Genomic DNA, 977 nt, shown 5'->3' on the forward strand with positions numbered 1-977 from the left:
TACGGCGGCAACGCCCGCGCGTTTGACCAGATCGATAACGCGCCGGAAGAAAAGGCTCGTGGTATCACCATCAACACGTCACACGTTGAATATGATACCCCTGCTCGCCACTATGCTCACGTGGACTGCCCAGGACACGCCGACTATGTGAAAAACATGATCACCGGCGCCGCTCAGATGGATGGCGCAATCCTGGTGGTTGCGGCAACCGACGGCCCGATGCCGCAGACCCGTGAACACATCCTGCTGGCTCGCCAGGTAGGCGTTCCTTACATCATCGTATTCATGAACAAATGCGACATGGTTGATGATGAAGAACTGCTGGAACTGGTTGAAATGGAAGTGCGCGAATTGCTGTCCCAGTACGACTTCCCAGGCGATGACACCCCGGTGATCCGTGGTTCAGCCCTGAAAGCACTGGAAGGCGACGAAGCCTGGACCTCTAAAATCATCGAACTGGCCGAAGCTCTGGATACCTATATTCCTGAGCCGGTACGTGCGATTGACAAACCGTTCCTGCTGCCTATCGAAGACGTATTCTCCATCTCCGGCCGTGGTACTGTTGTGACCGGTCGTGTGGAACGTGGTGTGGTTAAAGTGGGTGAAGAAGTTGAAATCGTCGGCATCAAAGCCACCATCAAAACCACCTGTACCGGCGTGGAAATGTTCCGCAAACTGCTGGACGAAGGCCGTGCTGGTGAAAACGTCGGTGTACTGCTGCGCGGCACCAAGCGTGACGACGTTGAACGTGGCCAGGTACTGGCTAAACCGGGTTCAATCCACCCGCACACCCAGTTCGAATCAGAAGTTTATATTCTGAGCAAAGATGAAGGTGGCCGTCATACGCCGTTCTTCAAAGGCTACCGTCCGCAGTTCTACTTCCGTACGACTGATGTGACCGGTACCATCGAACTGCCAGAAGGCGTTGAAATGGTGATGCCAGGCGACAACATCAAGATGGTTGTTAACCTGATTGC

At 54.4% G+C, this 977-nt stretch carries 1 protein-coding gene; it reads left to right on the forward strand.

Annotated elements, in window-relative coordinates:
• On the forward strand, positions 1-977 hold a 977-nt coding region (gene tuf, locus SJI19_RS24685), incomplete at both ends, for an elongation factor Tu (protein WP_323480874.1).

Origin of the sequence: Acerihabitans sp. TG2, from assembly GCF_035013185.1 — a bacterium.
Taxonomy (GTDB): domain Bacteria; phylum Pseudomonadota; class Gammaproteobacteria; order Enterobacterales; family Enterobacteriaceae; genus Acerihabitans.